The sequence below is a fragment of the Caulobacter sp. genome (genome assembly GCF_017744445.1).
GTDB lineage: Bacteria > Pseudomonadota > Alphaproteobacteria > Caulobacterales > Caulobacteraceae > Caulobacter.
Genome location: NZ_JAGIBH010000016.1, coordinates 89,434 through 113,343, shown reverse-complemented (window position 1 = coordinate 113,343; position 23,910 = coordinate 89,434). Strand labels below are relative to the sequence as shown.

The following is a 23,910-nucleotide window of genomic DNA, read 5'->3' as shown; positions in this document are numbered from 1 at the left end:
TCACCCTCCCACCGCTTCGCGGCGGGCCCCTCCCTCTCTCCATGAGAGAGGGGTTTCTTGCCGAATCCGCTATGCCTCCTCCCCCAGTCTCCGGAGTCCCGCCATGCCGTTCCGTCAGTTCGTGGCGTTAGCCCTGTCCATCGTCGCGCTGGCCGTCAGCGGCCCCGCCTCCGCCGCCGAATATGGCTTCAAGGACCTGCTCAAGGACCCCGGCGTCCCGCGCCTCGGCGCGACAGCCCCCGACGTCGTCATCGTCATGTACGGCGACTACAACTGCGGCTACTGCAAGCGCATGGAGCCGGTGCTGGCCGAGGCGGTGAAGACCGACAGCGGGCTGGCCGTCCTGCACAAGGACTGGCCCATCTTCGGCGACGTCTCCGAACACGCCGCGCGGGTGGCGCTGGCGGCGGCCTATCAGGGCAAGTACGAGGCCGTCCATCGAGCCTTCATGCTCTCGCCCACGCGTCTCAGCGACAAGGCGATGATAAACGGCGTCGCCAGGCAGACCGGCCTGGACTGGCCCCGACTGACCCGCGACCTGAAGGCCCACGGCGGCGAGATCGACGCCATACTGGCGCGCAACGAACGCGAGGCCATGCTCTTGCAGTTCCAGGGCACGCCCGGCCTGGTGATCAATGGCTATGTCATCCGCGGCGCGCTATCGGGCGAGGAGCTGAAGGACGTGCTTCAGAAGATCCGCGCCGCGAAGCCGCAGGGGGCCTAAAAGCCCCCTACTCCTTGGCCAGCTTGGCCAGCACGGCCAGGATCTTCTCGGCCGCGTCCAGGCGCTGAGCGGGCTTATCCCACTCGCCCTTGACCACGACCTTCTGGTCCGGGCGGACCTTCCAGATCAGGCTATTCTTGGCCACGTACTGCATCAGCCCCAACGGGTTGGCGTAGGTGTCATTGCGGAAGCTGGCGACGGCGCCCTTCGGCCCCACGTCGATCTTGGCGACATTGGCCTCGCGGCACAGGCCCTTGATGGCCACGACCTTCAGCAAGCTGCCAGTTTCGGCCGGCAGCGGGCCGAAGCGGTCGATCATCTCGGCGGCCAGGGCCTCGCGGTCGGCGGCCTGTTCGGCGTCCGACAGGCGGCGATAGAGCGACAGGCGCACATTGAGGTCCGGCACGTAGTCGTCCGGGATCATCACGGCCGCGCCGGTGTTGATCTGCGGCGACCAGCCACGATCCTCCAGCAAGGCCTCCTGGCCCTGGCGCTGGCGCAGTTCGGCGACCGCGTCCTCCAGCATTTGCTGATAGAGCTCGACGCCGATCTCCTTGATGTGGCCGCTCTGCTCGTCGCCCAAGAGGTTGCCGCCGCCGCGCTGGTCCAGGTCGTGGCTGGCCAGCTGGAAGCCGGCGCCCAGGCTGTCCAGCGACTGCAGCACCTGCAGGCGCTTCTCGGCCGACAGGGTCAGCGACTTCTCGACCGGCGTGGTCAGGTAGGCGTAGGCGCGGGCCTTGGACCGGCCGACGCGGCCCCGGATCTGGTAGAGCTGGGCCAGGCCGAACATGTCTGCGCGGTGGACGATCAGGGTGTTGGCCGACGGGATATCGAGGCCGCTCTCGACGATCGTCGTGGCCAGCAGCACGTCGTATTGGCCCTCATAGAAGGCCGTCATGACGTCCTCCAGCTGGGTGGCCGCCATCTGGCCGTGGCCGACGACGTACTTCACCTCGGGCACCTGGGTGCGGAGGAACTTCTCGATGTCCTCCAGGTCCTTGATGCGCGGCACGACATAGTAGGACTGGCCGCCGCGATACTTCTCGCGCAGCAGGGCCTCGCGCAGGGTCACCGGGTCGAACGGGCTGATATAGGTCCGCACCGCCAGGCGATCGACCGGCGGGGTGGCGATGATCGACATCTCGCGGATACCCGACAGCGCCATCTGCAGGGTGCGCGGGATCGGCGTGGCGGTCAGTGTCAGCATGTGCACGTCGGCGCGAAGCTCTTTCAGCTTCTCCTTGTGCTTGACCCCGAAGTGCTGCTCCTCATCGACGATGACCATGCCCAGGTCCTTGAACGAGACCTGCTTGCTGAGCACCGCGTGGGTGCCCACGACGATTTCGATCGTTCCGTCGGCCAGGCCTTCGCGGGTGTCGGCGGCTTCCTTGCCGGTGACCAGGCGCGACAGTCGCGTGACCTTGATTGGCCAGCCCTGGAAGCGCTCCTTGAAGGTCTTGTAGTGCTGGCGGGCCAGCAAGGTGGTCGGGCAGACGATCGCCACCTGCTTGCCGCTCATCGCCACCACGAAAGCCGCCCGCAGGGCCACTTCCGTCTTGCCGAAGCCGACGTCGCCGCAGATCAGGCGGTCCATCGGCTTGCCGGACGACAGGTCTTCCAGCACGTCGTGGATGGCGCTGAGCTGGTCGTCCGTCTCCTCGTAGGGGAAGCGGGCGCAGAACTCGTCGAACACGCCCTGCGGCGCGTCGGTTTCCTCGACGGACTTCAGCTGGCGGGCGGCGGCGATCTGGATCAGGCCCTCGGCCATGACCCGCAGACGTTCTTTCGCTTTCGCCTTGCGGCCCTGCCAGGCGGCGCCGCCCAGCTTGTCCAGCTGCACGCTCTCGGGATCGGAGGCGCCGTAGCGGGTCAGCAGGTCGATGTTCTCGACGGGCAGGTACAGCTTGGCCTCGCCGCCGTACATCAGGTCCAGGCAGTCGTGCGGGGCGCCCTGGACGTCGAGGGTCTTCAGGCCCTCATAACGGCCGATACCGTGGTCAATGTGCACGACCAGGTCGCCGGGCGTCAGCGCGGACGCCTCGGCCAAGAAGTTGGCGGCGCGGCGCTTCTTCCGCGGACGGGCCAGGCGATCACCGAGAATGTCGGTCTCGGAGATGACCGCCAGCTGGTCGGTCTCGAAGCCGTGGTCCAGCGGCAGGACCACGCGCTGGGGGGTCTTGGGGTCGTTGGCCTTGGCCGCCTGCCAGTAGCCGGCATAGGGGATCTTCTTCAGGCCGTGGTCGGCCAGCATGGTCCCCAGGCGCTCGGACGAGCCTTCGGACCATGAGGCGAACAGCACCCGCTTGCCCTCGGCGGCAAGTTTCTTGGCGTGGTCGGCGGTGGCCTCGAACAGGTTGACGCTGTCCTGCGCCCGCTCGGCGGCGAAGACGCGGCCCAGTTTTGCCCCAAGATCGACGACGTCCAGGCCCTGGGGCTGGAACGGCGTGAACAGGCGGTGGGTGCGGTCGGTGAGCTCGCGGTCCCACTCGGCGGCGGTTAGGTACAGGGCCTCGGGCGCCAGCGGGCGGTAGGCCGACTTGCGGTCGGCGCTGGCGCGGGCGTCATAGGCGTCGACGATCATCGACAGGCGCTCGTCGCGGGCCTCGGCGGCCTGGTGGTCGACGCCGATCAGGCTGCCGGCGGGCAGATAGTCGAACAGGGTCGACATCCGTTCGTAGAACAGCGGCAACCAGTGCTCGAGACCCGCGCGGCGGCCGCCCTCGCTGACGGCGGCGTACAGCGGATCATCGCCCGGCGCGCCGAACTGCGCGACATAGCCTTTCCGGAACCGCGAAATGCCGTCGGCGTCCAGCAGGGCCTCGCTGACCGGCAGCAGGTCGATTTCTTTCAGCTGCTTGGTCGAGCGCTGGGTCTCGGGATCGAAGGCGCGGATGCTTTCCAGCGTGTCGCCGAACAGGTCCAGGCGCACCGGTTCTTCGGCGGCCGGCGGATAGACGTCGATGACGCCGCCGCGGATCGCGAACTCACCGCGCTCCGACACCGTCGAGGCGCGGGTGTAGCCGTTGACCGCGAAATAGCGCTCCAGGTCCTTGATATCGACGACATTGCCGACCTTCGCCGAGTACGAGGCGCGCAGCAGCACGTCCTTGGTCGGCACGCGCTGCAGAAGCGCCGGCGCGGCGATGACCAGGATGGCCGGCTTGCTCTCGCCCAGGCCTCGCGCCAGGCGCGACAGGGTCGCCATGCGGGTAGCCGAGACGCCCGAGGACGGACCGATGCGGTCGTAAGGCAGGCAGTCCCACGACGGGAACAGCACCGCCTCGATCTCGGGCGCGAAGAACTTCAGGGCGTCGATGAAGGCCCCAGCGCGAGCGGTGTCGCGGGCCACGAACGCGGTCAGGCCGCCGCGCGCCCGGGCGATGTCGGCCATCACCAGTGCGTCAAAGCCCTCCGGCGCGCCGGCCAGGGTCAGGCCGCCGGCGGCCTTGGCGATCTGTTTGGCGTCGTAGCTCATGCTCTTTAAGCGCCGTCTCCGGTCGGGCGCGAGGCGTGCGCCTCGAACCTGAAAGCACGGATCATCGCCAGGACATCCGTCTCGAACTTTTCAGGGGTCGGCTCCTGGCCAACGATCCAGGCATAGATCTCGCGATCCGACTCCTCGAGCAGGCGCTCCAGGGTGTCCAGCTGCGCAGATGTCAGGTTCGGGCCGTGAACGTCCGCGAACGGGCCCAAGATCAGGTCCGCTTCCCGGAAGCCGCGATGCCAGGCGCGGAAACGAAGGCGCCGAAGGCGGGAGTCGTGGTCGATGCTCATGTGTCGGCGGATATAGAGCGGTGGTTGCTCAGGCGCCAGCCTAACGACTTGGGCCGCCAAAGCGTTCTTAGGAATATCCTTCCGAATACCCCCTATCGCCTTGTGGCGATTGACTTTGCCGACTTTCCGCCTATTTATCCCCAGCTTCGGAGCAGGTCTGGCGAATCCGCGCCGCCCGCTCGCCCAAGCACGGGCGGCTCCGGATCAGACCAGCGTGTAATGACCGAATTTACTGACCTCGGGCTTTCGCCCACGACCCTGCAGGCGGTCGCCGACACCGGCTATACCACTGCGACCCCGATTCAAGCCCAGGCCATTCCGGTCGCCCTCGCGGGCCAGGACGTCCTCGGCATCGCCCAGACGGGCACCGGCAAGACCGCCGCCTTCACCCTGCCGATGGTCGACCGCCTGGCCTCGGGCCGCGCCAAGGCTCGCATGCCGCGCGCCCTGGTCATCGCCCCGACCCGCGAACTGGCCGACCAGGTCGCCGCCAGCTTCGAGAAGTACGCCAAGGGCACAAAGCTCTCGTGGGCGCTGCTGATCGGCGGCGTCTCGTTCGGCGACCAGGAAAAGAAGCTGGACCGCGGCGTCGACGTGCTGATCGCCACGCCCGGCCGCCTGCTCGACCACTTCGAGCGTGGCAAGCTCCTGATGACCGGCGTCCAGATGATGGTCGTCGACGAAGCCGACCGCATGCTGGACATGGGCTTCATCCCGGACATCGAGCGCATCTTCAAGCTGACGCCGCCCAAGAAGCAGACCCTGTTCTTCTCGGCGACCATGCCGCCGGAAATCACCCGCCTGACCAAGCAGTTCCTGCGCGATCCCGTGCGGATCGAGGTGGCCAAGCCGGCGACGACCAACGCCAACATCACCCAGTGGATGGTCAAGGTCCCCTCCTCCGACCCGAAGGCCAAGCGTCTGGCGCTGCGCACCCTGGTCGAGAAGGCCCAGATCGAGACCGGCATCGTGTTCTGCAACCGCAAGACCGAAGTCGACATCGTCGCCAAGTCGCTGAAGGTGCACGGCTTCGACGCCGCGCCGATCCACGGCGATCTGGACCAGAGCCAGCGTATGAAGACCCTGGCGGACTTCCGTTCGGGCGCGCTGAAGATCCTGGTGGCCTCTGACGTCGCAGCGCGCGGCCTGGACATCCCGGCCGTCAGCCACGTTTTCAACTACGACGTCCCGCACCACGCCGACGACTACGTCCACCGCATCGGCCGCACCGGCCGCGCCGGGCGCACGGGCGTGACCTACATGCTGGTCACTCCGGCCGACGACAAGGGCTTCGACAAGGTGGTCAAGCTGATCGGCTCGACCCCGGACGAAGAGAAGCTCGAGCTGGACTACTCCAACGCCGTGACCGTCAAGCGCGAAGGCGACCGTGATCGCAAGCGCGGTGGTCGTGATCGCGATCGCGGCGAGCGCGGCGACCGTCCGCCCCGTGGTCGTGGCCGTGGCCGCTCGGAAGAGACCGCCGCCGAGGCGCCGGCCGAGGCTGTCGAAGCCGCCGCCGTCGACGCCCCGGAAGCCGCCGTCTCCGAAGAGCGTCCCGCCCGCGAACGCCGGCCGCGCCGTGAGCGCACGCCTCGCGCCGAGGCCGCCCCGGTGGTCGAGACCGAACGCGCCGAGCGTCCGGAACGACCCGCCCGCGCGGAACGTCCCGAGCGTAGCGAACGGCCCGAGCGTAGCGAACGTCCGGAACGCCCCGAGCGTCCGGTGCGCGGCGTCCAGCCGGTTCGCGACCGCGACGAGGACGACCGTCGCGTGGTCGGCTTCGGCAACGACATCCCCGCCTTCCTGGCCCGCCCGCCGCGCGGCAAGTAAGGCTCGGGCATCGAGACAATAGCCAAGGCGCCGGACCTCAGGTTCGGCGCCTTTTGCTTACCTAGTGGAACAGCCGCCCCTGCAGCCACAGGATGGCCGGATAGGCCGCCAGCCAGGTCCAGAAGAACCGGTTGAGGCCGAACAGGCAAGCATTGGCCAGGTGAAAGGTCCCGGCGACGACTAGGCCCACGATGAGGGCGGGCGTCCACAGCAGGGTCAGTGGAAAGACTAGCTCGAACCCCATCACCGCCCAAGACATCGCCAGCAGCACCCGCGGCCGGTCGGCCCACCCCCGCAGAGCCTCACTGACTGGATAGGCCGAGAACCGGAACACGTCGGCCAGGGCCCGGCCCGAGCGCCAATCGGGGTTCACGATCTTGACCCCACCCGAGATGAAATAGGACAGGATCAGTTGCGCCCCCAGATACCCAAAGGCCAGCTCCTGCAAGGGCAGCGTCGGCAGCAGGCGCGATGCCGTCAGGCACCACAGCGCCAGGAGGCCCATCCGGTCGCTGCCGCCGTTATACGGCCCCTCGAACCGGTACAGGATCAGCACCGACAGTCCTGCTAACCCAACCAGCGGCCACGGCGCGGCGATCCCGGCCAGCGCCAGCCCGCACAGGGCGATCCGCAAGCCGAACAGCACCTGCTCGCTCCGGAAGCGCACCAGGTGCTCCAGGCTCTGCTGGATCAAGGCCAGGGCCAGCAGGCTCTCGGTCAGGCGGGCGGCGGCTTGCAGCGTCATCCGACGGCGATCTCCGCCAACCGGCGCGGCGCGGGCTGGTACTGCACCTCGTCGACCAGGGCCTCGCCCGCGCGGCTGACGAAGACCACGCGGAAACACAGCCAAGGCCGCTCGGCGTCCTGCGGCTCGCGGACGACATCGGCGGCGATGCGCTTGAAGATCTCGCTCTCGCTATGGGCGGTCTCGTCGTCGCACAGGCGCTCGGCGCAGCTGACCAGGAACAGGCTCTCGTTCCAGCATGGATTCCAGACCAGGCGCGTCAGCATCTCCAGCGGCGACAGGCGCTGGGGCCTGGGCCGGAACGGCTTCCAGTCGCCCGCCGTGTCGCCGATCGAGCGCAGCCGGGCATACTCGACGCGCGGCGACGGGGCGATCACGTCGAAGAAGTTCCAGGACGGGATCAGCGCGGGCAACAGCAGCTTCAGGGGACTGCGCACGGGTCCCTCCAGAATCGCGAGCGAGGTCGCAGCCTAGCCGGACCGGTCGCTCCCGCCCAATGGTCAGGCTCGCGGAACGCTGTTATCATTCCGCTCGTTTTCGGCTTTGATCGCGCCGGAGCCCGGCGGATCTAGCCCAACAAGAATGGGAGGACTGCAACGTGGCCGCCATCGAACCCGAACTCGACAAGGAAGCCATCCTCATCGCGCATGAGAAGACCTACCACGCCTTCTCGGTGCTGCTGCGCTGGTCGATGCTGGGCCTCGCGGCCTCCATCAGCGCTCTGACGGTGTGGTTCGCCACGCCCGGCGGCTTCTGGGGCGGCCTGTTCACCTTCGCGATCGTCTGGGTCGCCGGCTATTACGGCATGGTCAAGCGCGAGGAGCAGCAGCCGCTGGACCCGTGGGTCCCCGGCCGCAAGGGCATCCTCTAAAGAGCCGCATCCACGAACGCCATCAGGTCGTCCAAGGGCGGCCTGAAGGCGAACTTGAAGCCTCGGCGGAACCTGGCCAGCAACGGCGCCGCGCGCGCCGGGCACGGTGACGCGCAGACATAGCCACGCCAGTCGACCCCGACCTGCCGGCAGGCCGCCCTCACCCACTGGCTGGTAAAGTTCAGGGGCTGGATCTCCACGACCCGCGCGCCCTTCGGCAGGAACACGGCATTGGCCAGGGCCGCGCCGCTCGCGCCCACCAGCACTTCGGCGTCGCGGATCAGGGCGACCTGCTCGCTGGCGCTCAGGGTCTCAGGCCGCACGATGGTGAAGCCGCGCGCCGCCAGGGCCTTCTCGAACGCGGCCTCGCCCACCATCACCCGCATCGACTGGCCCCGGCGCGAGAGATAGACGCGGCGCGCCCCCTTCCCGGCTGGCGCTCGCGCCAGGATCCGAGCGGCGACATCGGCAAGCACGCCATTCGGGTGATGCAGGAAGTGGTCCATGCTGGTGGCGAAGGCCGCGCGCTTGAGCCGAACGACCGGCGCCTCGACCTCGTGGACCTCAAGGCCCGGGAACGCCAGGGCGATCAGGTCGCGCTGCCACGGCGTCAGCTTCGGGGCTAGCACCGGCGCGCCCTCCAGCAGCCCGGCTTGCTCCAGCAGTTGCAGCGACGTCAGGGCGTCGATGACGAAGTGGCCGTAGTTGAAGCCGGCGCCCCAGGGCAGGAACACCGCCCCCGCCTCGATCTCAGGCGCTGTCGCGGGCGGCGCGAAGCGGGTCGTGTTCTCGCCGACACCCGGCAGGATCGACAGGTCCTGCGAGCCGTGCCGGACCTCGCCGATCGTGGCGTTGTAGAGCGCGCCGTCGGTCCCGATCAGGCCACCGTAGCGTGGGAACCACCAGGCCTCGCCGATCGCGCAGGTCGCCGGCACGTCCACCGGCGGCGGGCTGGCGACGTCGTGCGGCCAGGCGCCGGCTTCCGGACCGCCCAGCACGCCCGCCGGCGCGCCGATCGAGGCGTCATGCTCCGGCGACCACGCGATCCCGGCCTCGCCCCGCGCGAAGCGTTCGCGCAGTTCGGGAACCTGCATGCGCGGCAGGTCCTGGGCTTCGACGATCGGACGCAGAGGCAACGACATGCGCCGCTTGGAGCATGTCGCGCCGTCCTGTTGAAGCTACTTCTTGATCTGGCCCGCCAGGTACTTGCGGATCCCCTCCCCGTACGGCGGGCGCAGGCCCAGCATCGGGGCGATGTCCTTCTTCAGCTGCTGGAACACCGCCTTGCGGTGGCTGAACTCGCGGAAGCCGTCGTGGCCGTGATAGGCGCCCATGCCGGCCGGGCCGACGCCGCCGAACGGCAGGTCCTCCTGGGCGACATGGAAGATCACGTCGTTGACCGTGACCCCGCCGCTGGTCGTGCGCTCCAGCACCCGGTCCTTCTCGGCCTCATCGGTCCCGAACCAGTAGAGGGCCAGCGGCCGGTCGTGGGCGTTCACATAGTCGACGGCCTCGTCGACGGTCTTGTAGGTCTTCACCGGCAGGACCGGGCCGAAGATCTCTTCCTGCATCACCTTCATGTCGTCGGTGGGATCCAGGATCAGGGTCGGGGCGATCTTGCGGTGCTCCTGCTGGCTCAGGTCTTCGCCGGCCGGATTGATCTCGACCACCCGCGCGCCCTTGGCCCGAGCGTCGTCGACATAACCCTTCACCCGGTCGTAGTGGCGCTGAGCGACGACGGCGGTGTAGTCGGGATTGTCTTTCAGCGTCGGGAAATAGCGGCCGACGGCGGCCTTGGCCTCCTCGACGAAGGACTCGACCTGGTCCTGCGGGGCGAAGACATAGTCGGGCGCCAGGCAGATCTGGCCGGCGTTCAGGGTCTTGCCGTTCATGATCCGCGCCGCGGCCGTGGCCATGTCGGCGCCGCGCGACAGGATCACCGGGCTCTTGCCGCCCAGCTCCAGCGTTACCGGCACCAGGTTCTCGGCCGCCGCCCGCATCACGTGCCTGGCCACCGAGGTCGCGCCAGTGAAGACCAGATGGTCGAAGGCCAGGCCGGCGAAGGCCTGACCCACTTCGGGTCCACCGACGAACACCGCGACCTCTTCCTCGGCGAAGGCCTTGGCGAATATCGCCTTCAGCAGCTCCGAGGTGGCCGGCGTATATTCCGAAGGCTTGATCATCGCCCGGTTGCCGGCCGCGAAGATCCCGGCCAGCGGCGCGAAGGTCAGATTGACCGGGAAGTTCCAGGGACTGATCACGCCGACCACGCCCTTCGGCTGCCATTGCACGGTAGCCTTGGCGCCGAACAGGCCCAGGATCGCCGGGGTCGTCTTGCGCTTCTCGGGCCGGACCCATTTGGCGACGTTTTCGCGCGCGAATTTCAGCGGTCCGATCGAGCCGGCGACGTCGGTCAGGGCTGTGGCCTCGGGCGAGCGCGAACCGAAATCTTCGTTAACGGCGCGGGCGATTTCGGCCTGATGACCGATCAAAAGATCAATGGAGCGGTTGAGCCAATCGATGCGCTTTTCAACGCTCGGCGGCCCATTTTTTAGGTGCGCGGCCTTTTGGCGCTCCAACACCGCGTTCATCGCCGCCTTGTGGGCGTCGAAAGACAGATTCACCGGTGCATTCATGACCTTGTCGCTCCTCCCCAGGGCCTCACGTTCTGGCGCGAAACCAACCTTATCAGCGATCACCATGAGCGAGCCGGAGAGCGTGCGCAAGCGAACGTTGTTCGTTCTTAACCGCTCGTAAGAACTCTCCAGTTTAAGGTCAGGCTCCAAGCGATCGGTGTTTCCGCAAGGGAAAGCGCCGATGGGGGAAGAAAAGATGTCGGACGTCGAAACCACGCTGCGCGGTCCCGAGGCTTACAAGATCGCCTCGCGCGCGCTGGAGCTCATGGAACGCCACCAGGTGTGGCCGACCGCGCTGAACTTCGAGCTGTGGACGCACTACGTCGCCGACCCGGACGGCGCGCTGGCGCGTGAACTGACCCGTCTGATCTCCCTGGGCGAACCGATGACCGAGCTGGTCAGCGAAGAGCTGGCCGCCACCTATCTGCCCAAGGCCCGCCTGAACGAACAGATCCGCGACGCCGGCGACATCCTTTCGAAGGAACTGGAAGCCGTCTCCAAGGCCATCCAGAACGCCCAGAAGTCGAACGCCGCCTTCGGCAAGGAACTGGCCGGCGCGACCAAGAGCCTGGACAAGTCCAACGACGTCGAAGCCATCAAGGCCGTGGTCGGCAACCTGGCCGAAGCCACCCGCCGCGTGCACAAGGAAAACCAGTCGCTGGAAACGCGCCTGGCCGACTCCACCGCCGAGGTCGAGCGCCTGCGCGAGCACCTGGAACAGGTCCGCCGCGACGCCACCACCGACGGCCTGACCAACCTCGCCAACCGCAAGGCCTTCGACGAAGAACTGGAGCGCGCCTGCGCCGAGGCCGACGACCAGGGCGCCGGCATCTGCCTGGCCGTGCTGGATATCGACCACTTCAAGGGCTTCAACGACACCTGGGGTCACCAGACCGGCGACCAGGTCATCCGCTACGTCGCCTCGGTGATCGGCCGCGTCGCCGCCCCGCCGCGCTTCGCCGCCCGCTACGGCGGCGAGGAGTTCGCGATGATCTTCCCGCGCGAAAGCGCCGCCCAGGTCGCCACGACCCTGGAAGAAATCCGCGTCGAGGTCTCCTCGCGCATGCTCAAGCGTCGCTCGACCAACGAGGACCTGGGCGCCATCACCATCTCGTCGGGCTTCGCCGAGCGCCAGCCGAACGAGAGCGGCCACTCGATCATGGAACGCGCCGACGCGGCGCTCTACGCCTCCAAGCGCGGTGGTCGTAACCGCGTCACGGCGGCGGAATCCATGCCGGCCTCAGCCAACGCGGCCTAAACTTCTTCAGCAGAAGACCTACCTGGCGCCGCCGCTCCCTCGGGACCGGCGGCGTTTCCTTGCGAAGATTTCGCTAGCCTTCCCAAGGGGCAAAGGCGCCTAGACTCTCCCAACGAATGAAGGGAGAGCCGCCGTGGACTATCAGAAGATCCGTGTCTCGACGCAGGACGGCGTCGCCACCGTCACCCTGGCCGATCCCACGACGCTGAACGCCGCCAGCCTGGAGATCGCCCGCGAGCTGATCCACGCCTTCTCGTCCATCGCGGCGGGCAAGATCGAGGCGCGCGCGGTGATCCTGACGGGCGAAGGCCGCGGCTTCTGCTCGGGCGCCAACCTTTCGGGCGGCGGCGCGGCCGGGCGTGAACTGGACGTCGACGGCAAGCCCGACGCCGGTTCGGCGTTGGAAAATACCTACAACCCGCTGATGACCCTGCTCAGGGACTTTCCGCTGCCGATCGTGACGGCTGTGAACGGCCCGGCGGCCGGCGTCGGCTGCTCCATCGCCCTAATGGGTGACATCATCGTCGCGGCCGAGAGCGCCTATTTCCTGCAAGCCTTCCGCCGTATCGGCCTGGTGCCCGACGGCGGCTCGACCTATCTGCTGCCGCGCCTGATCGGCAAGGCGCGGGCGATGGAGATGATGCTGCTGGGCGACAAGATCCCGGCCGCCACGGCGCTGCAATGGGGTTTGGTCAACCGCTGCGTCCCCGACGCCGAACTGATCCCGACCGCCCATGCCCTGGCCGTCGAGCTGGCCCAGGGCCCGGCGGCGCTGGGCGCGATCCGCAAGCTGGTCTGGGACAGCCTGGACGAGGACTGGACCGGCCAACTGCACGCCGAACGCAAGGCCCAGAAATTCGCCGGCAAGACCGAGGACTTCATCGAGGGTGTCAGCGCCTTCCTCCAGAAACGCGCGGCGGCGTTCAAGGGGCGCTAGCGGCGACCTGCAAGTCCCGTAGGATCCGAACCGCCTCGTCGGCCCGCTCGGCCGGCACGAAGACATGGTCGTGGTTCAGCGCCGCGACCATGTTGCAGGCGATGCCCGCTTGGGCCAGCGCCGTGGCGACAGCGGCGGTCAGGCCGACGCCGTCCAGGGCCGAGTAGACATTCAGGGTGATCAGGGCCATCGGCGCCTCGACCGTAAGGCCGGAGGCCTGGGCTGCCTCTCGCTCGAGGATCAGGCTGACACCCTCGGCCTCGCGGAACATGGCCAGGGGCTGCAGCGCGGCCCAGTCGCGATCACCGGTGGCGCAGAAGACGTATTGGCCAGGCTTCAGCTCCGGCATCATGCCGGCGACCATTTCCCGAGCGTCGCGAACGACTTGCGTCATTTATCCGAGGTTCCGAGATAGGGCTTGTAGCTCTTCTCCTCGACGATGTCAGAACCGGCGGCCGCGTTGATGGCGCGCTTGATGGCGGCGCGCTTGTCGTTATCGATATAGACGCGGCGGGCCAGGGCCACGAAGTCCGGCCCGAAGTCCTGGCGGCGCTCGCAGTCGCGCTTGCCGTCCTCGATGTCCCACAGGGCGGCGTTGACGTCGGTGAGCTCGGCGGTCAGGCGGGCGATCTCGGCGCTGTCGGGCAGGTGCTCGGCGGCCGTGGCCTCCAGCATCGCCAGTTCCTTGCGGACATTGGCCTCTTTCGCCGGATCGCCGATGCGCTGGGCCTTCACCCGCAGAATGGTGATCTTGTCGACCAGTTCGCCCGCCGAGATCGGCGCGAGGATGGACATTCAGGACGCTCCGGAGACCAGCTTCTGGAGGGCGTCCCAGGCCGCGTCGACCGGCAGGGCGCCCATGCCGCTTCCGTAGTCCTCCGCGACCAGCATCTCAAGCCGCTGGGCGGCCGGGCGGAACTTCACCGACTTGCGGAGGTCCTGCTGGAGAGACAGCAGCGGCGCGCCGCCGGCGGCCAGCATGTGGCCGGGACCGGCGTCGTTGGCCACGCCCGCGGCCAGGCGCCCGGCCAGGGCAATCACCAGCAGCGGGCCCTTCACCGCCGTGAAGCCGTCGGTTCGGTTGCGTTCGGGCTGCAAGGCCTGCGGGACCTCGCGCGCGGCGACGGCGGCGTCCTCGGCCTCGTCGGGGCCGAAGAAGAACACGGGCGCCCAGCCCTTGGCGGCGACGCGGCGGGCCAGCTCCAGATAGTTCTCCAGTGGCCAGCGCTTGTCCTGGCCGCCCGCGCCGGGCGCCAGGCCGACATAGGTCGGGCCGGCGGGCAGCAGGGCCTCGGCGGCCTTCAGGGCGTCGGGGTTGGTCAGGGCCAATGGACGAGGCGCGCCCTGCCCGTCCGTCGCCAGGCTCAGCAGCCGCGCCAGGCGGTCCGTGACCGCCACCGGCCAGTCCTTGTCCCGCGCATGCCGGGCGGCCGAGACGAAGCGTCCCGCCACCCCGCGCTGAGCCACGCCACTGCGGCCGATATGCTCCTGGGTGTCGATGACGAGGTCGAACTTGCGGCCGCCGAACGGCTTGCTCCATGGCAGCATGTCCAGCGGATGGCCCCCGTTCGGGCCCTCCAGGATCAGCTCGTCGATATAGCCGGCCACGACGCCCTTGAGCGGCCCGGCATAGACCGTCTCGACCTTGGCCGCGCACCAGCTGATGCGCGCGCCCGGGAACGCCGCCCGCAGGCCGGCGATGAAGGGCAGCTTGATCAGGCCATCGCCGATGACCTCACCCATCGAATAGATCAGAACCGTCTGGACCATGGCCGTGTGTCGCCGCCCAACTGCGTCGGGTCAATCACGATTACGACAATGTAAGTGAACACTCACTTGCATTTCTGGCTGGCCGTGAGATGCTCCCTTCATGAGCGCCAAATCCCGCATCGAACGCGCCGCCCTCGAGGCCTTCGTCGTCGAAGGCGTCGACGCCACAACGACCAAGACCATCGCCGCCCGCGCCGGCGTCTCCGAGGGCGCGATCTATCGCCATTGGAAGAGCAAGGACGCGCTGGCGGTCGGCCTGTTCATGGACTGCCACTGCCGTCTTTCGACGCTGATCGAGGACGAGGCCGGCGCCGCCGACGGAATCAAGGCCAAGGCCGCCGCCCTGGTGCAGGCCTATTGCGCGGTAGCCGACGAGGACTGGCTGCTGTTCTCGTTCCACCTGCTGCAGCTGCACCACTTCCTGCCCTACTACCAGGAGGACGGCCGCGATCCGGTCACTCTGGTCGAGAACGTGATCAAGCGGGCGATGATCAATGCCGAGCTGCCGCCGGGCGACCCGCGCGTGCTGGCCGCCATGGCCATTGGGGTGATCACCCAGACCGCGCAGAACAAGGCCTATGGCCGCCTGGGCGCCGACGCCCTCTCGGCCCACGCTTCTCTCATGACGGCGGCCGTCCAGGCCGTGCTCTTTGCTCGCTAGAGAAAGACCCCATCCCATGCGCAGCGCGCTGTTCAACGCCTACTACTGGGTCCTGTCGATCTTCTACGGCCTGTCGGCCGCCTTCGCCGCCCTGGCGCCAGGCCGCAAGCCGGTGGCCTTCGCCCTGCGGCTCTACAGCCAGCGGATGCTGTGGGCGCTGAAGACCTTAGCCGGGGTCAAGGTGCAACTGAAAGGCCAGGAAAACCTGCCCGCTGGCCCCTTCATCATCGCCGCCAAGCACCACAGCTGGGGCGACGGCTTCGTGATGTTCGCCAATGTCGAGAACCTCAGCTTCGTCACCGGCGACCACCTGGAGAAGTTCCCGCTGGTCGGGGCGATCCTGAAGAAGTTCGGGGCCATCGTCGTCGACAGCTGCGGCGGGCCCGAAGCCCGCAAGGCCCTGTCCAAGAGCGCCGCCCAGGTCGCCGCCGAGGGCCGGCGCATCCTGATCTATCCCGAAGGCCACCTGGCCAAGCCGGGCGAGCATTTCCGCTACCGCACGGGCGTCTACTACATGAGCAAGGACTTCGGCCTGCCGGTCGTGCCGGTGGCCACGAACCTGGGCTGCTTCTGGCAGCAGACCGATAAGACGAAGAAGCCCGGCATTGCGACCGTGGAGTTCCTGCCGCCCCTGCCCCAAGGCCTGGAGAAGGCCGAGTTCATGCGGCTGCTGGAGGCGACCGTCGAAGGCCGCACCAATGAGCTGATCGCGATGGCGCGCGGCGAACCGGTGAAGGCTTCGGTGCTGGTGGAGTCGCCGAAGAAAAAAGCGTCAGAGCCGAGGGTGGTCCAGGCGTCGGCCTAGACCGCGACCGGGCACTCCGCCGGTACGCCCGCGAACGTGCCCTCGGCCCGGCGCTTGGCGAAGTGGGTCTGGGCGCAACCACTGGAGCACAGCAGGCCGGTGTCCGACCAATACAGCGGGGCATCGTCCTCGTGCTTGAAGCGGGGCGCCCCCCACGGCAGGCCGCATTCGACGCAGGACGGGGTCTTGGCAAGCATGTCGGTCAATCTTCGAATTCAGTGTCGGCGCGCGGTGCGGTCGGCAGCTGCGTGTCCAGGGACTGGCGATAGCGGATGCAGCCGCGCATGAACTGCGGCCACTCCGGGACGACGGGCTGAGGATCGGTCTTCTCGGGCAGCAAGGCCCACATGTCCGGATGATGCCAACACAGTTCGTGTAACGTGCTGCCCCGGTGCGTGCGGATCGCCGCGCGCAGCTTGCGAACCTCGTCGATCAGCGCCTCGCGGGACAGATCGTCGAGATCCTCGTCCATCAGTCCAGAGCCTCTGGCGCCGGCTGGATGGTGACGCTCTCGCCGCAGCCGCAGGCATCGGTCTCGTTCGGGTTATGGAACACGAACTTCGACGACAGCTTGGTGATCTCGTAGTCGATCTCGGTGCCGATCAGGAACAGCACGGCTTTGGGCTCGATCAGGATGGTGACGCCCTTGTCCTCGACGACCTCGTCGATGGGCCCCTTCTCCTTGGCGTACTCGAAGACGTATTCCTGGCCCGCGCAGCCGCCGTTCTTCACGCCGACGCGGAGGCCGACATAGGCCTCGCTAGCCCGATCCATGATCTCCTTCACGCGCGCGGCCGCGGCGTCGGTCAGGGTGACGACCTTGGGGCGCGGGCGGCGGGGACGTGCGGTGATCGCGGTTTCCATGGCTCTCGAACCGATCAGAACATGTTCAGTTGCAGCTTGGCCTCGTCGCTCATCCGCGAGGCGTCCCACGGCGGCTCGAACACCAGCTCGACATTGCACGACTTCAGGCCCGGGATCTCCATGACCGCGTCGCGCACCCAGCCCGGCATCTCGCCGGCCACCGGGCAGCCCGGGGCGGTCAGGGTCATGTCGATGGCGACGTCCTTGGAGTCGCTGACATCGACCTTGTAGATCAGGCCCAGCTCGTAGATGTCGACCGGGATTTCCGGATCGTAGACGGTCTTCAGCTTGTCGATCAGCTGATCGGTCAGCCGGTTCAGCTCGTCCTGCGTCAGAGGCGCGGGCGCGTCTGCCGTGACGGGTTCCGGAGTGGCGGCGGCGTCGGTCATCGGTCGGCTCAACTGAAGAAGCTACGCGCCTTGGCCAGCGCGTCCACGAACGCGTCGGCCTCGGCCTCGGTATTATATAGGGCGAAGGAAGCCCGCGCGCTCGAAGTGACCCCGAAACGGCGCATCAGGGGCTCGGCGCAGTGGGTGCCGGCGCGCACGGCGACGCCGTAACGGTCCAGCACCTGGGCGATGTCGTGGGCGTGGGCGCCCTCGACCGTGAACGACAGCACCGCGCCCTTACCGGGCGCCTCGCCCAGGATCCGCACGCCGTTGACGCAGCGCAGCTGCTCGGCGACGCGTTCGTACAGGGCGTGCTCGTGGGCGAAGATGGCGTCGCGATCCAGGCCATTCAGCCATTCGATCGCCGCGCCCAGACCGACGGCCTCAAGGATCGCGGGCGTGCCGGCCTCGAAGCGGTGCGGCGGGTCGGCATAGGTGATCTTGTCCAGCGACACCGAACCGATCATCTCGCCGCCACCCTGGTATGGCGGCAGAGCCGCCAGGCGCTCGGCCTTGCCATAGAGCACGCCGATGCCGGTGGGGCCGTAGAGCTTGTGGCCGCTGAAGACGTAGAAATCGACGTCCAGGGCTTTGACGTCCACGCGGGTGTGAACCACGCCCTGGCAGCCGTCCAGCAGCACCGGCGCGCCGGCCGCGTGGGCCAGGCGGACGATCTCGGCGACGTCGTTGACCGTGCCCAGCACGTTCGACATGTGGGTGACGGCGACCATCTTGGTACGCTCGGTCAGCAGGCCCTTGTAGGCCTCCATGTCCAGGCGGCCGTCGTCCAGCACCGGGATGAACTTCAGCACGACGCCCTTGCGTTCGCGCAGGAAGTGCCACGGCACGATGTTGGCGTGGTGCTCCATCTCGGAGATCACGATCTCGTCGCCGGCGTTCAGGCTGAGGCCGAACGAGCTGGCGACCAGGTTCACCGCTTCCGTGGCGCTCTTGGTCCAGATGACTTCGGTCGGCTCGGCATTGATGAACTTGGCGACGGTTTCGCGCGCCTTTTCATAGGCTTCCGTCGTTTCGTTCGCCAGCGTGTGCAGGCCGCGATGGACGTTGGCGTACGAGGTGCGGGCCAGCCCCATCATCGTGTCCAGCACCGCATCGGGCTTCTGGGCGCTGGCGGCGCTGTCCAGATAGATCAGCGGCCTGCCGTGCACGGTGCGCTGCAGGATCGGGAACTGGGCCCGGATCGCGGCGACATCGAAGGGCGCGTCGAAAGCCATCAGACGCTCCCCAGTTTGCGGGCGACCCAGGCGGCGGCGATCTCGCGCGCGCCTTCGTGCTCGATGCGGTCGACCACTTCGCCGACGAAGGCGACGGTCAGCATAGCTTTCGCTTCGGCTTGCGGGATGCCGCGCTGCTCGGCGTAAAACAGGGCGTCCTCGTCCAGCGCGCCGATCGTGTTGCCATGAGCGCAGGAGACGTCGTCGGCGAAGATCAGCAGTTCGGGCTTGGCGTCGATCTCGGCCTTTTCCGACAGGATCAGGGCATGGTGGCCCATCCGCGCATCGGTCTGGTCGGCGCCGGGCGAAACGACGATGCGGCCCTGGAAGACGCCGCGCGCCTGGTCGGTGACCATGCCCTTGGTGAGCTGGCTGGTGACGCCCTCGACGCCGGCGTGGGTGACGACGGTGGTCAGGTCGGCGTGGCGCTGGGCGTCCAGCAGATAGGCGCCGTCCAGGCGGGCCTCGGCCTGGGCGCCGGGATGATTGACCCGCGTCTCGATCCGCTGGCGGCGGGCGCCCGAGGTCAGGACGGTCTGGGCGAACTTGGCGCCGGGGGCGATACGAACGATGGCCGTGCTGACGCCAACGCCCTCTTCCGCGTCTTCGGCAATGACCACACGCTCAAGCGATGCCCCGTCCTCGACGATGATCTCGATCAGGGTGTTGGACAGGTAGCGACCGCCCTTCCCTTCGTAGCTTTCCAGCAGGGTCGCCGAAACGCCAGTCTTGACCACGACGCCAACACGCGCGTGATGCGAGGTCTCCGTAGCCTCAGTCACCAAGCGCAGCAGCGCCACGTCATCGCCATTGAACTGGATGATCGAAACCGGTGGCTCAAGCGCCTGCTCGGCGGCCATCGCCGCCATCGGCAGCTCTTCGGGCGCATAGGGATTGTCCGGTGACTGGTGCTCGAAGAACTCAACAGTCTTACTATCCGCGCCGGGCCACCAGTTATGACGGCCGTTGGCGATTGCCAGTTCAGCCTTGGCCAAGCCCTTGAATGGACCACCAGGTTGCAGCGTTTCGGCGATGCGCGGCGACGGCGCCGGTAGCGTTCGCAGCAGGCCGTATAGGTCCGTCCAGCGCCAGTCCTCGTCTCGCCGAGACGGCAGCGTGGTTGAAGCGCTGGTCTTGAGGGCGAGGGTCAAGCCGCCGCTCCGACGTAGCGGTCGTAACCCTCGGCTTCCAGCTGCAGGGCCAGTTCCGGACCGCCCGAGGCGACGATGCGGCCGGCGGCCAGCACGTGCACCTTGTCGGGTTTGATGTAGTCCAGCAGGCGCTGATAGTGGGTGATGACCAGCATGCCGCGCTCTGGCGAGCGCAGGGCGTTCACGCCTTCCGAGACGATCTTCAGGGCGTCGATGTCGAGGCCCGAGTCCGTCTCGTCCAGGATCAGGAACTTCGGCGAAAGCATCGCCATTTGAAGGATTTCCATCCGCTTCTTCTCGCCGCCCGAGAAGCCGACGTTCAGGCCGCGCTTGAGCATGTCGAAGTCGATCTTCAGCGAGGCGGCCTTTTCCTTGGCCAGCTTCAGGAAGGCCGGAGCGGCGATCTCGTCCTCGCCCCGCGCGCGGCGTTGGGCGTTCAGGGCGGTGCGGATGAAGGTCAGGGCCGGAACGCCCGGAATTTCCAGTGGATACTGGAACGACAGGAACAGACCCTTGGCGGCCCGCTCGGCGGGATCCAGGGCCAGCAGGTCGTCGCCGTTCAGTTCGGCAGAGCCCTCGGTCACCTCATAGCCGCCACGGCCCGACAGCACGTACGACAGGGTCGACTTGCCGGCGCCGTTCGGACCCATGATCGCGTGGACCTCGCCCGCCGGCACGTCCAGCGTGACGCCCTTCAGGATCGGCTTCTCTTCGACGCGGGCGTGAAGGTTCTGGATCTTAAGCATGGGTCTCGTTGAGTTTTCTGTATTCCGCGTCGTGGCCCGCGAAGGTCCCGGCGACGGTGATATGGCCTTGAATGGCCGCGTTCAGCAGCGAAAGATCCTCGGGCGGGATCCAGTATTCCTCGTGCCCCGGCGTGCCGGAGACCTTGTTCTCGTAGGCGTCCAGGAACGTCTTGCTGACCGCGAACCGGACGATATAGCCGCGCCGATAGGTCGTATGGGCGGCGTTCCAGTTCTGGGCCAACTGCGCGGCGAAGGCCTCGTTGGTCGTGGGCCGGAAGATCGGCTGCTCGATGTCGTGCGGCGGAAAGGCCTTCCAGTCCGACGCCTTGATATCCTGCAGCTCCTCCATGCCCACCGGCTGGTAGAGCGTGACGGTGGTCATCCCACGCTGCCCTCCAGGCTGATGGCGACCAGCTTCTGGGCCTCGACGGCGAATTCCATGGGCAGCTGCTGCAGCACGTCCTTGACGAAGCCGTTGACCAGCAGGGCCACGGCCTCTTCCTGGGAGAGGCCGCGCTGCTGGCAGTAGAACAGCTGGTCGTCCGACAGGCGCGTGGTGGTGGCCTCGTGCTCGAACACCGACTGGCCGTTGCGGGCCTCGATGTACGGCACGGTGTGGGCCGCGCATTCCTTGCCGATCAGCAGGCTGTCACACTGGGTGAAGTTGCGCGCGCCCTTGGCTTTCGGGTGCGCCGAGACCAGGCCGCGATAGGTCGAGGTCGACTTGCCGGCGCTGATGCCCTTGGCCACGATCCGCGACTTGGTGTTGGCGCCCAGGTGGATCATCTTTGTGCCGGTGTCGGCCTGCTGGTGACCGTTGGTCACGGCGATCGAGTAGAACTCGCCCGAGCTCCCCTCGCCGCGCAGCACGCAGGACGGATACTTCCAGGTGATGGCCGAGCCGGTCTCGACCTGGGTCCACGACACCTTGGAGCGATCGCCACGGCAGTCGGCGCGCTTGGTGACGAAGTTGTAGATGCCGCCCTTGCCGGTCTCGGGATCGCCCGGGTACCAGTTCTGGACGGTCGAATATTTGATCTCGGCGTCGTCCAGCAGGACGAGCTCGACGACGGCCGCGTGCAGCTGGTTCTCGTCACGCATCGGGGCCGTGCAGCCCTCCAGGTACGAGACGTAGGCGCCCTTGTCGGCGATGATCAGGGTGCGTTCGAACTGGCCGGAATCCTTGGCGTTGATCCGGAAATAGGTCGACAGCTCCATCGGGCAGCGCACGCCCGGCGGGACATAGACGAACGAGCCGTCCGAGAACACCGCGCTGTTGAGGCAGGCGAAATAGTTGTCCGAGGTCGGCACCACGCTGCCCAGGTACTGGCGCACCAGTTCCGGATGTTCGCGGATCGCCTCGCTCATCGAGCAGAAGATGACACCGGCCTGGGCCAGCTCCTTCTTGAAGGTCGTGACGACGCTGACGCTGTCGAACACCGCGTCCACGGCGTAGCGCGGCGCACCCTCGACGCCGGCCAGCACGGCCTGCTCCTTCAAGGGGATGCCCAGCTTTTCGTAGACGGCCAGCAGCTCGGGATCGACCTCGTCCAGGCTCTTGGGCCCTTCCTTGGTCTTGGGCGCGGCGTAGTAGTAGGTGTCCTGATAGTCGATCTTGGGATAGCTGACCTTGGCCCAGTCGGGTTCTTCCAGCTCAAGCCAGCGACGATAGGCCTCCAGGCGCCAGTCCAGCATCCACTGCGGCTCGTCCTTCTTGGCCGAGATGAAGCGCACGATGTCCTCGGAGAGGCCCTTGGGGGCGAACTCCTGGTCGATCTCAGTGGTGAAGCCGTGCTCGTATTTCTCGAGCGCGGCGACGGTTTCGACAGTCTCTTTGACCGCGGCCATTACGCCACCTCCCGGCGCCGAGCGCCGATACGCTTCCAGGCGGCGAGCCAGGCGTCGCCGCACTTGATCCAATCTTGTTCCGTGCTGGCCCAGCCGCCGCTGACACGCAGGGCGAACGGAGCCAGGTCGGACCGGCCCATGGCTTCCACCACGCGGCTGGCCTTGACCTTGCCCGACGAGCAGGCGCTGCCGGCGCTGACCATGACCCCGGCCAGGTCCATGTTCATGACCTGGACTTCGGAGCCGAAGCCCTCGCCAGCGAAACACAGCGTCTGGGGTAAACGCGCCGCGCCCTCCCCGAGCACCACGGCGCCTTCGGCCTTGAGCCGTTCGGCCAAGGCGTCGCGCCAATGGGACGTTTCGGCGGTCGAGGCAAGGCTTTCCTGCGCCACGCGGGCGGCCGCGCCGAAGGCGGCGATGCCCGCCACGTTCTCGGTGCCGGCCCGGCGGCCGCGTTCCTGGCCGCCGCCGTGCTGGTGGCGGGTGACGTTCGCGCGGGTTCCGGCCACCAGAGCGCCGACGCCCTGCGGACCGCCCAACTTGTGAGCCGACAGCGCCATGGTGTCGGCGCCGAGGGCCGAGAAATCGACGGCGATCTTCCCGGCCGCCTGGACGGCGTCGACGTGCAGCAGACCTTCGGCGGCGCGAATCAGGGCGGAAGCCTGGGCCACCGGCTGGATGACACCCGTCTCGTTGTTGGCCAGCATCAGGCAGACCAGGGCCTTGCCGGGCGCTTCGAGCGCTTGGGCCAGCCAAGCCATGTCAGCGACGCCATTGCCATCAACCGGCAGAATCTCGACCGGCAGGCCCGAAACCTTGGCGGTTTCGGTGACGGCGTCATGCTCGACCGCGCTGATGATGATGCGATCGACCTTGGCGCTCTGGATGGCCAGGGCGTTGGCTTCGGTGCCGCCACTGACGAAGGTCACAGACCCGGCCGGCACGCCGACCAAAGCCCCGACCTCGGCGCGGGCCCGCTCGACCACGTCTCGCGCGGCGCGACCGGCGGCGTGGACCGACGACGGGTTGGCCGGGCTCTCCAGGGCGCGCAGCAGCGCCTCACGCGCCTCCGGCCGCAGAGGGGCCGTGGCGTTGTAGTCGAGATAGACCGATGTGCGGGGGATGCTCACTCGGCCGCGATCCCCATCGGACTGGGGCGCAGGTCGCCGTTAAGAACATCGGCGACCGACACCGACGCGAGGTAGCCGTGGATCTGACGGCCCATCTCTTCCCACAGGCCGTGGGTCATGCAGCGCTCACCGCCGGCCATGCAGCCCTTGGCCTGGCCCTTGGTGAAGTTGCAGCGCGTGGCGCGCAGCGGTTCGTCGACCGCCAGCACGATGTCGGAAATGAAGGTCTCGGCCGAAGCCTTGGCCAGGCGATAGCCGCCGCCTGGGCCGCGGGCGCTGATCACCAGGCCCTTGCGGCGCAGGCGAGCGAACAGCTGCTCCAGGTAGGACAGCGAGATCTGTTGGCGCGAAGCGATCTCGGCCAGGGCCACGGCGCGGCCCTCGCTTTCGTCCTGGCGCTTGGCCAGGTCGGTCATCGCCATGACCGCATATCGTCCCTTGGTGCTCAGGCGCATCGCCTTACCCCTTGCAGATTCCGCGCGCATCGGCTTTTGCGTGTGCTACAAGCCGCGACTTCGCGCGCGGGCTAGCGGCCC

At 67.6% G+C, this 23,910-nt stretch carries 27 protein-coding genes; 7 read left to right on the top strand and 20 right to left on the bottom strand.

Annotated features, from left to right (window positions below):
• Window positions 1-103: 103 nt before the first annotated feature.
• Window positions 104-724 carry a DsbA family protein gene (locus J7528_RS20655; protein ID WP_291878378.1) on the top strand — a complete coding sequence of 207 codons (621 nt, stop codon included), beginning with the start codon at window positions 104-106 and terminating at the stop codon, window positions 722-724.
• A 7-nt stretch (window positions 725-731) separates the two neighbouring features.
• Here the strand turns inward: J7528_RS20655 and mfd are convergent, their stop codons facing one another.
• On the bottom strand, window positions 732-4,199 hold the full coding sequence (mfd, locus tag J7528_RS20650; RefSeq protein WP_291878376.1) for a transcription-repair coupling factor: 3,468 nt from the start codon (window positions 4,197-4,199) through the stop codon (window positions 732-734).
• Window positions 4,200-4,204: 5 nt separating this feature from the next.
• Window positions 4,205-4,498, bottom strand: a complete 294-nt coding sequence (locus J7528_RS20645; protein ID WP_291878374.1) for a succinate dehydrogenase assembly factor 2 — start codon at window positions 4,496-4,498, stop codon at window positions 4,205-4,207.
• Between the two features lie 219 nt (window positions 4,499-4,717).
• On the opposite strand from J7528_RS20645, the gene J7528_RS20640 reads away from it, so the two are divergent.
• Complete coding sequence (locus J7528_RS20640) at window positions 4,718-6,328, top strand: DEAD/DEAH box helicase (protein ID WP_291878371.1); 1,611 nt, start codon at window positions 4,718-4,720, stop codon at window positions 6,326-6,328.
• Window positions 6,329-6,389: 61 nt separating this feature from the next.
• On the opposite strand, the gene J7528_RS20635 is transcribed toward J7528_RS20640, so the two are convergent.
• Both J7528_RS20635 and J7528_RS20630 read right to left on the bottom strand, forming a co-directional pair.
• Window positions 6,390-7,073 carry an HTTM domain-containing protein gene (locus tag J7528_RS20635; protein ID WP_291878370.1) on the bottom strand — a complete coding sequence of 228 codons (684 nt, stop codon included), beginning with the start codon at window positions 7,071-7,073 and terminating at the stop codon, window positions 6,390-6,392.
• Window positions 7,070-7,510 carry a hypothetical protein gene (locus J7528_RS20630; RefSeq protein ID WP_291878367.1) on the bottom strand — a complete coding sequence of 147 codons (441 nt, stop codon included), beginning with the start codon at window positions 7,508-7,510 and terminating at the stop codon, window positions 7,070-7,072. The genes J7528_RS20635 and J7528_RS20630 overlap by 4 nt, the downstream gene beginning before the upstream one ends.
• A 161-nt stretch (window positions 7,511-7,671) precedes the next feature.
• On the opposite strand from J7528_RS20630, the gene J7528_RS20625 reads away from it, so the two are divergent.
• The gene (locus J7528_RS20625; RefSeq protein ID WP_291878365.1) at window positions 7,672-7,944 is read left to right on the top strand and encodes a hypothetical protein; all 273 of its coding nucleotides are present in this window, start codon (window positions 7,672-7,674) and stop codon (window positions 7,942-7,944) included.
• Here J7528_RS20625 and J7528_RS20620 read toward each other — a convergent pair.
• On the bottom strand, window positions 7,941-9,086 hold the full coding sequence (locus J7528_RS20620; protein WP_291878363.1) for a DUF563 domain-containing protein: 1,146 nt from the start codon (window positions 9,084-9,086) through the stop codon (window positions 7,941-7,943). The two genes, J7528_RS20625 and J7528_RS20620, sit on opposite strands and share 4 nt — an antisense overlap.
• A 36-nt stretch (window positions 9,087-9,122) precedes the next feature.
• The gene (locus J7528_RS20615; protein ID WP_291878361.1) at window positions 9,123-10,580 is read right to left on the bottom strand and encodes a coniferyl aldehyde dehydrogenase; all 1,458 of its coding nucleotides are present in this window, start codon (window positions 10,578-10,580) and stop codon (window positions 9,123-9,125) included.
• Between the two features lie 196 nt (window positions 10,581-10,776).
• Between J7528_RS20615 and J7528_RS20610 the strand changes: the two genes are divergently transcribed.
• Window positions 10,777-11,838 (top strand): GGDEF domain-containing protein, encoded by a 1,062-nt coding sequence (locus tag J7528_RS20610; protein WP_291878360.1) that lies wholly within the window; start codon window positions 10,777-10,779, stop codon window positions 11,836-11,838.
• A 133-nt stretch (window positions 11,839-11,971) separates the two neighbouring features.
• Window positions 11,972-12,775 carry an enoyl-CoA hydratase/isomerase gene (locus J7528_RS20605; protein WP_291878357.1) on the top strand — a complete coding sequence of 268 codons (804 nt, stop codon included), beginning with the start codon at window positions 11,972-11,974 and terminating at the stop codon, window positions 12,773-12,775.
• Here the strand turns inward: J7528_RS20605 and J7528_RS20600 are convergent.
• Genes J7528_RS20600 through J7528_RS20590 form a run of 3 tightly spaced genes read right to left on the bottom strand, consistent with a single transcriptional unit; the run spans window position 12,762 to window position 14,545 of the window.
• Window positions 12,762-13,169 carry an ACT domain-containing protein gene (locus J7528_RS20600; protein ID WP_291878356.1) on the bottom strand — a complete coding sequence of 136 codons (408 nt, stop codon included), beginning with the start codon at window positions 13,167-13,169 and terminating at the stop codon, window positions 12,762-12,764. The two genes, J7528_RS20605 and J7528_RS20600, sit on opposite strands and share 14 nt — an antisense overlap.
• Window positions 13,166-13,570 carry a DUF6165 family protein gene (locus tag J7528_RS20595; RefSeq protein ID WP_291878353.1) on the bottom strand — a complete coding sequence of 135 codons (405 nt, stop codon included), beginning with the start codon at window positions 13,568-13,570 and terminating at the stop codon, window positions 13,166-13,168. Before J7528_RS20595 ends, J7528_RS20600 begins: the two co-directional genes overlap by 4 nt.
• A complete protein-coding gene (locus tag J7528_RS20590; RefSeq protein ID WP_291878350.1) occupies window positions 13,571-14,545 on the bottom strand; it encodes a glycosyltransferase family 9 protein in 975 nt (324 codons plus the stop codon). It abuts the gene before it with no gap.
• Window positions 14,546-14,645: 100 nt separating this feature from the next.
• Between J7528_RS20590 and J7528_RS20585 the strand changes: the two genes are divergently transcribed.
• On the top strand, window positions 14,646-15,206 hold the full coding sequence (locus J7528_RS20585) for a TetR/AcrR family transcriptional regulator (RefSeq protein WP_291878348.1): 561 nt from the start codon (window positions 14,646-14,648) through the stop codon (window positions 15,204-15,206).
• 16 nt (window positions 15,207-15,222) lie between these two features.
• Window positions 15,223-16,011: a lysophospholipid acyltransferase family protein gene (locus J7528_RS20580; protein ID WP_291878346.1), complete on the top strand. Its 789-nt coding sequence runs from the start codon at window positions 15,223-15,225 to the stop codon at window positions 16,009-16,011.
• Here the strand turns inward: J7528_RS20580 and J7528_RS20575 are convergent.
• Genes J7528_RS20575 through J7528_RS20525 form a run of 11 tightly spaced genes read right to left on the bottom strand, consistent with a single transcriptional unit; the run spans window position 16,008 to window position 23,829 of the window.
• Window positions 16,008-16,208, bottom strand: a complete 201-nt coding sequence (locus J7528_RS20575) for a hypothetical protein (protein ID WP_291878390.1) — start codon at window positions 16,206-16,208, stop codon at window positions 16,008-16,010. The two genes, J7528_RS20580 and J7528_RS20575, sit on opposite strands and share 4 nt — an antisense overlap.
• Before the next feature lie 5 nt (window positions 16,209-16,213).
• Complete coding sequence (locus J7528_RS20570) at window positions 16,214-16,483, bottom strand: hypothetical protein (RefSeq protein ID WP_291878343.1); 270 nt, start codon at window positions 16,481-16,483, stop codon at window positions 16,214-16,216.
• Window positions 16,483-16,875 carry an iron-sulfur cluster assembly accessory protein gene (locus J7528_RS20565; RefSeq protein WP_291878341.1) on the bottom strand — a complete coding sequence of 131 codons (393 nt, stop codon included), beginning with the start codon at window positions 16,873-16,875 and terminating at the stop codon, window positions 16,483-16,485. Before J7528_RS20565 ends, J7528_RS20570 begins: the two co-directional genes overlap by 1 nt.
• A 14-nt stretch (window positions 16,876-16,889) precedes the next feature.
• Entirely contained in the window at window positions 16,890-17,264 is a 375-nt protein-coding gene (locus tag J7528_RS20560) for an SUF system Fe-S cluster assembly protein (RefSeq protein ID WP_291878338.1), read from the bottom strand.
• A gap of 8 nt (window positions 17,265-17,272) precedes the next feature.
• Window positions 17,273-18,499: a cysteine desulfurase gene (locus J7528_RS20555; RefSeq protein WP_291878335.1), complete on the bottom strand. Its 1,227-nt coding sequence runs from the start codon at window positions 18,497-18,499 to the stop codon at window positions 17,273-17,275.
• Window positions 18,499-19,650, bottom strand: coding sequence for a Fe-S cluster assembly protein SufD (gene sufD / locus J7528_RS20550; protein WP_291878333.1), 1,152 nt, complete (start codon window positions 19,648-19,650; stop codon window positions 18,499-18,501). The genes J7528_RS20555 and sufD overlap by 1 nt, the downstream gene beginning before the upstream one ends.
• Complete coding sequence (gene sufC, locus J7528_RS20545; RefSeq protein WP_291878330.1) at window positions 19,647-20,396, bottom strand: Fe-S cluster assembly ATPase SufC; 750 nt, start codon at window positions 20,394-20,396, stop codon at window positions 19,647-19,649. Before sufC ends, sufD begins: the two co-directional genes overlap by 4 nt.
• Window positions 20,389-20,778 carry a hypothetical protein gene (locus J7528_RS20540; protein WP_291878329.1) on the bottom strand — a complete coding sequence of 130 codons (390 nt, stop codon included), beginning with the start codon at window positions 20,776-20,778 and terminating at the stop codon, window positions 20,389-20,391. Before J7528_RS20540 ends, sufC begins: the two co-directional genes overlap by 8 nt.
• Entirely contained in the window at window positions 20,775-22,244 is a 1,470-nt protein-coding gene (gene sufB, locus J7528_RS20535) for a Fe-S cluster assembly protein SufB (protein WP_291878327.1), read from the bottom strand. Before sufB ends, J7528_RS20540 begins: the two co-directional genes overlap by 4 nt.
• A complete protein-coding gene (locus tag J7528_RS20530; protein ID WP_291878324.1) occupies window positions 22,244-23,374 on the bottom strand; it encodes a cysteine desulfurase family protein in 1,131 nt (376 codons plus the stop codon). The genes sufB and J7528_RS20530 overlap by 1 nt, the downstream gene beginning before the upstream one ends.
• The gene (locus J7528_RS20525; RefSeq protein ID WP_291878322.1) at window positions 23,371-23,829 is read right to left on the bottom strand and encodes an Rrf2 family transcriptional regulator; all 459 of its coding nucleotides are present in this window, start codon (window positions 23,827-23,829) and stop codon (window positions 23,371-23,373) included. The genes J7528_RS20530 and J7528_RS20525 overlap by 4 nt, the downstream gene beginning before the upstream one ends.
• Window positions 23,830-23,910: the final 81 nt, after the last annotated feature.

Coding starts and splice junctions, on each gene's coding strand:
- J7528_RS20655 (WP_291878378.1), top strand. CDS start 104: ATGCCGTTCCGTCAGTTCGTGGCGTTAGCCCTGTCCATCGTCGCGCTG.
- mfd (WP_291878376.1), bottom strand. CDS start 4,199: ATGAGCTACGACGCCAAACAGATCGCCAAGGCCGCCGGCGGCCTGACC.
- J7528_RS20645 (WP_291878374.1), bottom strand. CDS start 4,498: ATGAGCATCGACCACGACTCCCGCCTTCGGCGCCTTCGTTTCCGCGCC.
- J7528_RS20640 (WP_291878371.1), top strand. CDS start 4,718: ATGACCGAATTTACTGACCTCGGGCTTTCGCCCACGACCCTGCAGGCG.
- J7528_RS20635 (WP_291878370.1), bottom strand. CDS start 7,073: ATGACGCTGCAAGCCGCCGCCCGCCTGACCGAGAGCCTGCTGGCCCTG.
- J7528_RS20620 (WP_291878363.1), bottom strand. CDS start 9,086: ATGTCGTTGCCTCTGCGTCCGATCGTCGAAGCCCAGGACCTGCCGCGC.
- J7528_RS20615 (WP_291878361.1), bottom strand. CDS start 10,580: ATGAATGCACCGGTGAATCTGTCTTTCGACGCCCACAAGGCGGCGATG.
- J7528_RS20610 (WP_291878360.1), top strand. CDS start 10,777: ATGTCGGACGTCGAAACCACGCTGCGCGGTCCCGAGGCTTACAAGATC.
- J7528_RS20600 (WP_291878356.1), bottom strand. CDS start 13,169: ATGACGCAAGTCGTTCGCGACGCTCGGGAAATGGTCGCCGGCATGATG.
- J7528_RS20595 (WP_291878353.1), bottom strand. CDS start 13,570: ATGTCCATCCTCGCGCCGATCTCGGCGGGCGAACTGGTCGACAAGATC.
- J7528_RS20590 (WP_291878350.1), bottom strand. CDS start 14,545: ATGGTCCAGACGGTTCTGATCTATTCGATGGGTGAGGTCATCGGCGAT.
- J7528_RS20585 (WP_291878348.1), top strand. CDS start 14,646: ATGAGCGCCAAATCCCGCATCGAACGCGCCGCCCTCGAGGCCTTCGTC.
- J7528_RS20580 (WP_291878346.1), top strand. CDS start 15,223: ATGCGCAGCGCGCTGTTCAACGCCTACTACTGGGTCCTGTCGATCTTC.
- J7528_RS20575 (WP_291878390.1), bottom strand. CDS start 16,208: ATGCTTGCCAAGACCCCGTCCTGCGTCGAATGCGGCCTGCCGTGGGGG.
- J7528_RS20570 (WP_291878343.1), bottom strand. CDS start 16,483: ATGGACGAGGATCTCGACGATCTGTCCCGCGAGGCGCTGATCGACGAG.
- J7528_RS20565 (WP_291878341.1), bottom strand. CDS start 16,875: ATGGAAACCGCGATCACCGCACGTCCCCGCCGCCCGCGCCCCAAGGTC.
- J7528_RS20560 (WP_291878338.1), bottom strand. CDS start 17,264: ATGACCGACGCCGCCGCCACTCCGGAACCCGTCACGGCAGACGCGCCC.
- J7528_RS20555 (WP_291878335.1), bottom strand. CDS start 18,499: ATGGCTTTCGACGCGCCCTTCGATGTCGCCGCGATCCGGGCCCAGTTC.
- sufC (WP_291878330.1), bottom strand. CDS start 20,396: ATGCTTAAGATCCAGAACCTTCACGCCCGCGTCGAAGAGAAGCCGATC.
- J7528_RS20540 (WP_291878329.1), bottom strand. CDS start 20,778: ATGACCACCGTCACGCTCTACCAGCCGGTGGGCATGGAGGAGCTGCAG.
- sufB (WP_291878327.1), bottom strand. CDS start 22,244: ATGGCCGCGGTCAAAGAGACTGTCGAAACCGTCGCCGCGCTCGAGAAA.
- J7528_RS20525 (WP_291878322.1), bottom strand. CDS start 23,829: ATGCGCCTGAGCACCAAGGGACGATATGCGGTCATGGCGATGACCGAC.